The organism is Actinophytocola sp. (assembly GCF_035712165.1).
Taxonomy (GTDB): domain Bacteria; phylum Actinomycetota; class Actinomycetes; order Mycobacteriales; family Pseudonocardiaceae; genus DASYTH01.
The window spans coordinates 1-6434 of record NZ_DASTBH010000022.1; the positions used below are offsets into that span (position 1 = coordinate 1).

8 protein-coding genes and 1 pseudogene are annotated in these 6434 nt (G+C 70.4%); 7 read left to right on the forward strand and 2 right to left on the reverse strand.

What is annotated here, in order from left to right:
• Nucleotides 1–53: 53 nt before the first annotated feature.
• Nucleotides 54–602, forward strand: coding sequence for an aldo/keto reductase (locus VFO68_RS01100; RefSeq protein ID WP_325156211.1), 549 nt, complete (start codon nucleotides 54–56; stop codon nucleotides 600–602).
• Nucleotides 603–714: 112 nt separating this feature from the next.
• On the opposite strand, the gene VFO68_RS01105 is transcribed toward VFO68_RS01100, so the two are convergent.
• Nucleotides 715–1776, reverse strand: coding sequence for a saccharopine dehydrogenase (locus VFO68_RS01105; protein ID WP_325156212.1), 1062 nt, complete (start codon nucleotides 1774–1776; stop codon nucleotides 715–717).
• A 317-nt stretch (nucleotides 1777–2093) separates the two neighbouring features.
• Between VFO68_RS01105 and VFO68_RS01110 the strand changes: the two genes are divergently transcribed.
• Complete coding sequence (locus VFO68_RS01110) at nucleotides 2094–3356, forward strand: sulfite oxidase (protein WP_325156213.1); 1263 nt, start codon at nucleotides 2094–2096, stop codon at nucleotides 3354–3356.
• A 79-nt stretch (nucleotides 3357–3435) separates the two neighbouring features.
• On the opposite strand, the gene VFO68_RS01115 is transcribed toward VFO68_RS01110, so the two are convergent.
• The gene (locus VFO68_RS01115; protein ID WP_325156214.1) at nucleotides 3436–3804 is read right to left on the reverse strand and encodes a helix-turn-helix domain-containing protein; all 369 of its coding nucleotides are present in this window, start codon (nucleotides 3802–3804) and stop codon (nucleotides 3436–3438) included.
• Between the two features lie 105 nt (nucleotides 3805–3909).
• Between VFO68_RS01115 and VFO68_RS01120 the strand changes: the two genes are divergently transcribed.
• From VFO68_RS01120 to VFO68_RS01140, 5 genes and pseudogenes are all read left to right on the forward strand, one after another.
• Nucleotides 3910–4536, forward strand: a complete 627-nt coding sequence (locus VFO68_RS01120) for an LUD domain-containing protein (RefSeq protein WP_325156215.1) — start codon at nucleotides 3910–3912, stop codon at nucleotides 4534–4536.
• Nucleotides 4537–4586: 50 nt separating this feature from the next.
• Nucleotides 4587–4871: pseudogene (locus VFO68_RS01125) on the forward strand (nitrate reductase); the annotation flags it as partial.
• 100 nt (nucleotides 4872–4971) lie between these two features.
• Nucleotides 4972–5115 (forward strand): hypothetical protein, encoded by a 144-nt coding sequence (locus tag VFO68_RS01130; RefSeq protein ID WP_325156216.1) that lies wholly within the window; start codon nucleotides 4972–4974, stop codon nucleotides 5113–5115.
• Nucleotides 5116–5133: 18 nt separating this feature from the next.
• Entirely contained in the window at nucleotides 5134–5649 is a 516-nt protein-coding gene (locus VFO68_RS01135) for a VOC family protein (protein WP_325156217.1), read from the forward strand.
• 277 nt (nucleotides 5650–5926) lie between these two features.
• A complete protein-coding gene (locus VFO68_RS01140) occupies nucleotides 5927–6172 on the forward strand; it encodes a hypothetical protein (protein ID WP_325156218.1) in 246 nt (81 codons plus the stop codon).
• Nucleotides 6173–6434: the final 262 nt, after the last annotated feature.

The window sequence follows — 6434 nt, forward strand, 5'->3', positions numbered from 1 at the left end:
GTGTCTTCTCCGCAGACCCCTTGAGCACGAGGCGCCGAAATGAGAAGCGTATTTTGTCAGCGATTGTTGGGTACTGCTCCTTCCCGGAAGTCGTGGTCGACACGGCCGGTTCGAACTTCAACACGATTGTGGTCGCCTACACCGGGGCCAGCCTCGGCTCGCTGTCCGAGGTCGCCTGCGACACCTTCGGCAATCCGGACCAGACCGCGCGCCTGGAGTTCACGGCCAGCCGCGCCAAGGCGATCGGCGTGTCCAACTTCCACCCCGACCGGCTGGTCGACCTCATCGAGCACAACGAGGTCACGCCCGCGGTGAACCAGATCGAGACCCACCCGTTCTACCAGCGCACCACCGACCAGCAGATCATGCGCGAGCACGGTGTCCGGATCGAGTCGTGGGGCCCGTTCGCGGAGGGCAAGAACAACCTGTTCGCCCACCCGGTGCTCAGCGCGATCGTCGAGGAGCACGGCAAGTCCGTGGCGCAGGTGGTGCTGCGCTGGCTGGTCCAGCGGGAGGTCGTGGTGATCCCCAAGTCCGTCCGCGCCGACCGGATGGCGCAGAACATCGCCGTGTTCGACTCGCCCTCACCGACGAGCAGATGACCCGCATCGCCGCCCTGGACACCGGCGCCTCGCTGTTCTTCGACCACCGCGACCCGACGATGGTCAGCCGACTCGGCAAGGTCCGCGTCACCGACTGACCCCACCCACACCCTCAGGTATGGGTGCGCTTCGTCTCGGCTTGGTCGAGTTCGCGCAGTGCCGCGTGGAACCGCTCGTAGCAGCGTCGCCAGGCCGGGTGATCGTCCGGTAGCGCCGCCAGCAGCGGCCGCAGGTCGGCGGAGAACGCCAGGCTGGCCTCGAGCGGGAGCAGCGAGGGCAGGTTGTCGATGGCGATGATCTCCAGCGGTGGTGCGACGTCCAGCGCCAGCACGGGTTCGGTCCAGGTCGTGGTCCGGTCGTAGATCGGGAGCAGGTGGTTGGGGGAGCCGACGTCGCAGGTGACGTCGGCGATCACGGACAGCCTGCGCGGGGCGGTCAGGTCGGCCGGGGTGAGAAACGGCGGGGTCGGGTGCTCGGTGAGCACGGCGTTGACCATCAGGTCGTGGTCCAGCAGCGCCGGGCGGTCCAGCTCGCGGGTCTCGGCCAGGTCCCAGCGGGTCGCCTCGATCCCGGCCTCGGCCAGCGCCGCCACCGCGCCCCGGCCGCACCGCCCGAGCGCGCCGATCACCAGCGCCGTGCCGGCCCGCGCACCGGACCCGGCCAGCGCCCGGTCCAGGTCGGCCTTCGCCGACGGTCGCAGTGGAACGGCGAGGTCGCCGGTGCGGTGCAGCACCGCCAGCGCCGCGCCGACGTAGCCGGCCCAGTAGCCGAACGCGGTGAGCCGGCGTCCGGCGTCGTCGGTCAGGTACTCCAGGTCCAGCAAGACCCCGCCGCCCGCGGCGAACCGGCGCAGCAGCGCGGCGGCGCCGGGCTGGCCCTTGTAGGCATGGCCGAAGAACACGTGCCGGTGGCGCAGCTCCGCCGGCTGCTCCGGTAGCTCCTTCAGTCCCACCACGACGGCGTCGGCCGGCGCGTCAACCCAGCTTCCCGGCTCGGCCACGGCACACCCGGCGGCCCGGTACTCCCCGATCCCAAAGACCCGGTGGGGCGAGTCCTCCACCACCACCTCGGCGCCGGCCCGAACCAGCCACGCCGCGTCCGCCGGCGTGATCACCGTGCGTCGCTCACTCGCCCGAACCTCGTGCCGCAACCACAGTCGCACACCATTGACCACGCCCTGACCCTACGGGTCGCGGCGTGGAGGAGCACGGCGAGGAATACCCTCGGTCTGCACTGGACGCGTGCTCCTGGTGATGCGTTCCGGTAGCACGGACCGGGGTTCCACGTTGTGGACGAACGGGGATGGGCGTTGACTGGGTGATCGGTTCCGGGTACGGATTGTGTGTGGCTTTCGCTGTGCCGTTGACGCGCCGCCGGCATGTGGACTTCGTCCGCGTGGCGGCTGGGATGTGTCCGGCCGGCCGCTGATCTCTGTTCACCCTTTCCGCTCTGTCCAGTGTGGATTCCTTGTGCGATGCGAATGGTGGGGTCATGAGTCATGCCGGTGAAGCGGCCTATGACGGGTTGCGGTTGAGCCAGTGGCAGTCGGGTCGGACGCGGGCGGACGGGTTGTCGCGGCGTGATCTGCTGCGCGCGTTGGCCGGGGTCGGGTTGGGTGCGGCGGCTGTGCTGTCCGGTGCGGGCAGCGCGGCCGCGGCGGGCCCGATCGTCAAGCCGCTGCCGGCGGAGTGGTTCGATGTGTTCGGCGGCAACGCGGAGATGCGCTGGGAGTCGATGCGCGGGCAGGGTTATCACACGCCGGTGGACCGGTTCTTCGTCCGCAACCACACCGCGACGCCGTTGATCGATGTGCAGACGTGGCGGCTGCGGCTCTTCGGAGCCGGCCTGCGTGGCGCGCCGGGCCGGGACGCGGCGGTGGAGTTCGACTACGCGCAGCTGCGGCGGCTGCCGTCGGTTGCGGTGTCAGCGTTCGTGGAGTGTGCCGGCAACGGACGCAGCTTCTTCGGCAGCCAGCAGGGCACGCCGGCGGCGGGCACGCCGTGGCGGTTGGGCGCGGTGGGTGTGGCGCGGTGGCGTGGAGTTCGGCTGGCGACGGTGCTGCGCCGGGCCGGGCTCACCGCCGCGGCGGTGGATGTGCTGCCGGTGGGTCTGGACGCGGAGGTGGTCAGCAACGGGGTGAACCTCGGGCATGTGCGGCGTCCGCTGCCGGTGGCCAAGGCGCTGGACGACGCGCTGCTGGCCTACGAGATGAACGGCGAGCCGCTGCCGCCGGACCATGGGGCTCCGGTAAGGCTGGTGGTGCCCTCCTGGGCGGGCATCGCGTCGGTCAAGTGGGTGGGCGAGATCGAGGTGTCGGACGTGCCGTTGTTCTCCCCGTTCAACACCCAGCTCTACCGGCTGTTCGGCTCCGGCTACCCGGCCGAGGGTGAGCTGGTCACGCGGCAGGTCGTCAAGAGTGCCTTCGAGCTGCCGTGGCAGGGCGCGACGTTCGCGGCCGGTCAGCGGCACGTGCTGCACGGCCGGTCGTGGTCGGGCAACGGCCGCATACGAACGGTGCGGGTGAGTACCGACGGCGGCGCGACCTGGCGGCAGGCCCGTCCGCGAGGGGTGCAGCTGTCCGGGTCCGGATGGCTGCCCTGGTCGGTGGACTGGCTGCCGCGGCAGCCGGGCGAGTACGAGCTGCTGGCCAGGGCGAGCGACGAAACCGGTGCCAGCCAACCGGATTCGGTCCCGTTCAACACCGGCGGATACCTGTTCGGTGCCGTGGTCCGGCACCGGGTCACCGTGGTGTAGCGGAAAGGCGTTCACCCCGGGCAGAGCGCGCCCCGTCGGCCTTTCAGCCATCTCGGTGTTCTGGCGGGCACGGGAACGATCACAAGGCCGTGCGCCCGTCGTACTCGGCCTGCGCCTTGTCGATCTCCGCGCCGTGCTCGACCGCCCAGCCCATGAGCTGGCACACGTTGTCCAGCAGGGTTTCGCCCAGTGGGGTCAGGGCGTAGTCGACCCGTGGCGGCACCACCGGGTAAACGGTGCGGCTGACCAGACCGTCGCGTTCCAGCACGCGCAACGTGGCGGTGAGCATGCGCTGGCTGATACCGGTGATGCCGCGGCGCAGTTCGGTGAACCGCTTCGTGCCGGTGCCGAGCTGATGGATGACGGCGATCGACCACTTGTCGCCGATCCGGTCCAGGACCTGTCGCGCGTGACACAACGTCGCCGGGTCCGGCTGGTCTACCTGCATGGTTCCCTCCACGTGACCGAGGCGGGAAAAGGTGCCTTCTTCCACCCGTCGTCTCGGTTCCCGATGATCAGGTCAGTATCCAAACGGAACCATGAAAGGGCGAGCATGACAACCCAGGAGCTGATCGCCGACCAGACCTTCGCCGTGCCCGCGCGCGACGAGGCGCTGCGCCGGGCCGCGGACGCGCTGGCCGAGCGCGGCATCGCGGCGCATGTGGTGGACACCGTGGCCGATGCTCGCCGGTTGGTGCGCGAGTTGTTGCCGAGAGACAAGGAGATCTTCACCTCCCTCAGCGAAACCCTCCGGTTGTCCGGGATCACCGAGGACATCGACACGTCTGGCGAGTTCCGGTCGGTGCGCACGCGGCTGGCCGAGTTCGACGGAGACGTCCGGGCACAGATCACGATGGGCGCGGCTCCGGACGTGGTGGTCGGCAGCGTCCACGCGATCACCGAGGACGGAGTGCTGCTCGCCGCATCGGCCAGCGGCAGCCAGTTCGCCTCCTACGCCGCCGGCGCGGAGCGGGCGATCTGGGTGGTCGGTGCGCAGAAGGTGGTGCCCGACTTCGAGACCGCGCTGCGCCGGCTGCGCACCTACAGCCTGCCGCGCGAGCAGGAACGTATGGCCGCCACCGGCTGGCAGTCGTTCATCGGCAAGATCCTGATCATCGAGCGCGAGGTGTTCCCGGACCGCGGCACCGTCGTGCTGGTGCGCGAGCCGATCGGCTTCTGAGACCAGCGGCAGGGAATGGGGCGCCGAGCTGAGCGAGGTTTGGTGCGCGCCTGGTCGGGTACGTCGGGCGGACGCCGCATGGCCGGGACACGCGGTGGCCGGTGCGGGTCGACCTGCATCTTGAGCAGGGTGTGGCCGAGTCCGATGTGGATCGCTGGGTGCAATCGGCGTGCATGTTGTGCAGCAATGGTTGCGGCTGCGACATCGCGGTCAAGGACGGCCGGATGGTGGGGGTTCGGGGCCGGGCGGGCGATGTGGTCAACCATGGCCGGCTGGGCCCGAAAGGGTTGTACGGCTCGTGGCCGTGGCAGGGCCGGGACCGGTTGACCCGGCCGCAACAGGCCCATGTCGACGTGCTGGTGGACGACGTGGACGCCGCCGTGCGGGTCACCAGGCTCGCCGACCGCCAGGCGTCGGCGCCGAAGGGGTGAGGCCATGCACCTGGCAACCTACATCGGACTGCTGGACAGCTCACTGCGCACGCTCGCCGACGCCTACCGCCAGGTCGGCCGAGGCCACGGTGCGGAGCCTGACGTCGCCCACACCTGCCAACTGCTCGCCGCCCGGATCGACACGTAACTGGCGGACCTGGGTCCCGTGGTGCGGCGCTACGGCGAGCACCGCGAGGCCGAATCCGAGCGGTTACACGCCACCGGTCTGGACCACACCCGCAGCGGCGCCGTCGGCCTGCTGCGGGACCTGCAGGATCTGTACCTGACGTTTGGTCAGCTGCCACGGGGGGCATACGAAATCATGATCGGACGCTTGGAAACCGTGGTGCTGGATGCCCGCGATCCCCAGGAGTTGGCCAGGTTCTATGCCGAGCTGATCGGCGCGAAGGCTGTGGTCGAAGAGCCGAACTGGGTCACCATCGAGGATGGAGCCGGCCGCCGGCTGTCCTTCCAGACCTCCCCGCAACACCGACCGCCGACCTTCCCCGACCCCGCCGGCTCGCAACAGGCCCATGTGGACGTGCTGGTGGACGACGTGGACGCCGCCGAACGCAAGGTGCTCGAACTCGGCGCGACCCGGGTCCCCGACGCGACCGACGACAAGAACTTCCGTGTGTTCCGTGACCCCGCCGGGCACACCTTCTGCCTCGTGTACGGCTGACCCGGTCCCACATCGCCGGTCCGGGTGGTTTGGGCCGCGCAGCCGCAGGGCTGATCATCAGCGGGATGGCGCCGGTGTGGGTGCACCCGCGGTGGGACGCCGAGCAGCATTTCGCCTATCCGCCGGAGCCGGACAACGTCGCCGAGGGGCGCCCACCTGCTGTTCCACCCGGACCTGCCGACCTGGGCCATGGACGCCGGCGCGGACCTGTGCGTGACCAGCGTGCACAAGATGGGCTGCGGGCTGGAGCAGGGCTCGGTGTATCACCTGCAGGGCGGTGCTGACCGCCCGCTCGGACCTGCTCAAGACGACCAGCCCCAGCGCGCTGACTTTCGCCGGGTTGGACGGCTGGCGCCGGCAGATGGTCGAACACGGCCGGGCCGCCCTCGCCGCCACCCTGCGGCTGGCCGCCCAGGTGCGCGGCGAGCTGGGCCGGGCGGGCTACCAGGCCAGCGAATGGCCGCGCACGCACTGCCAGGTCGACCTGGGCCTGTCCGATCATCGCCGGATGGCCGCGCACTGACCATCGCCGACACCGAACACACCGCCGGACGGCTGGTCGCCGCGCTGCACGCGCTGGTCGAGCACATCGACGAGGTGCCCGAGGCCAAGCCCCTGCACCTGCCTGCCCGCGGGCATGTACATCGCCACCGGGCTCGCGCTGCTCCCGCAGGGCGTGATCACCGGCCTGGGCACCGCGCTCGGCCAACGCCTGGCCACCCGGATCACCGTGCGCACCCTGGTCTCCGGCGGCTTCGTCGTGCTCGCGCTCACCAGCGCGGCAC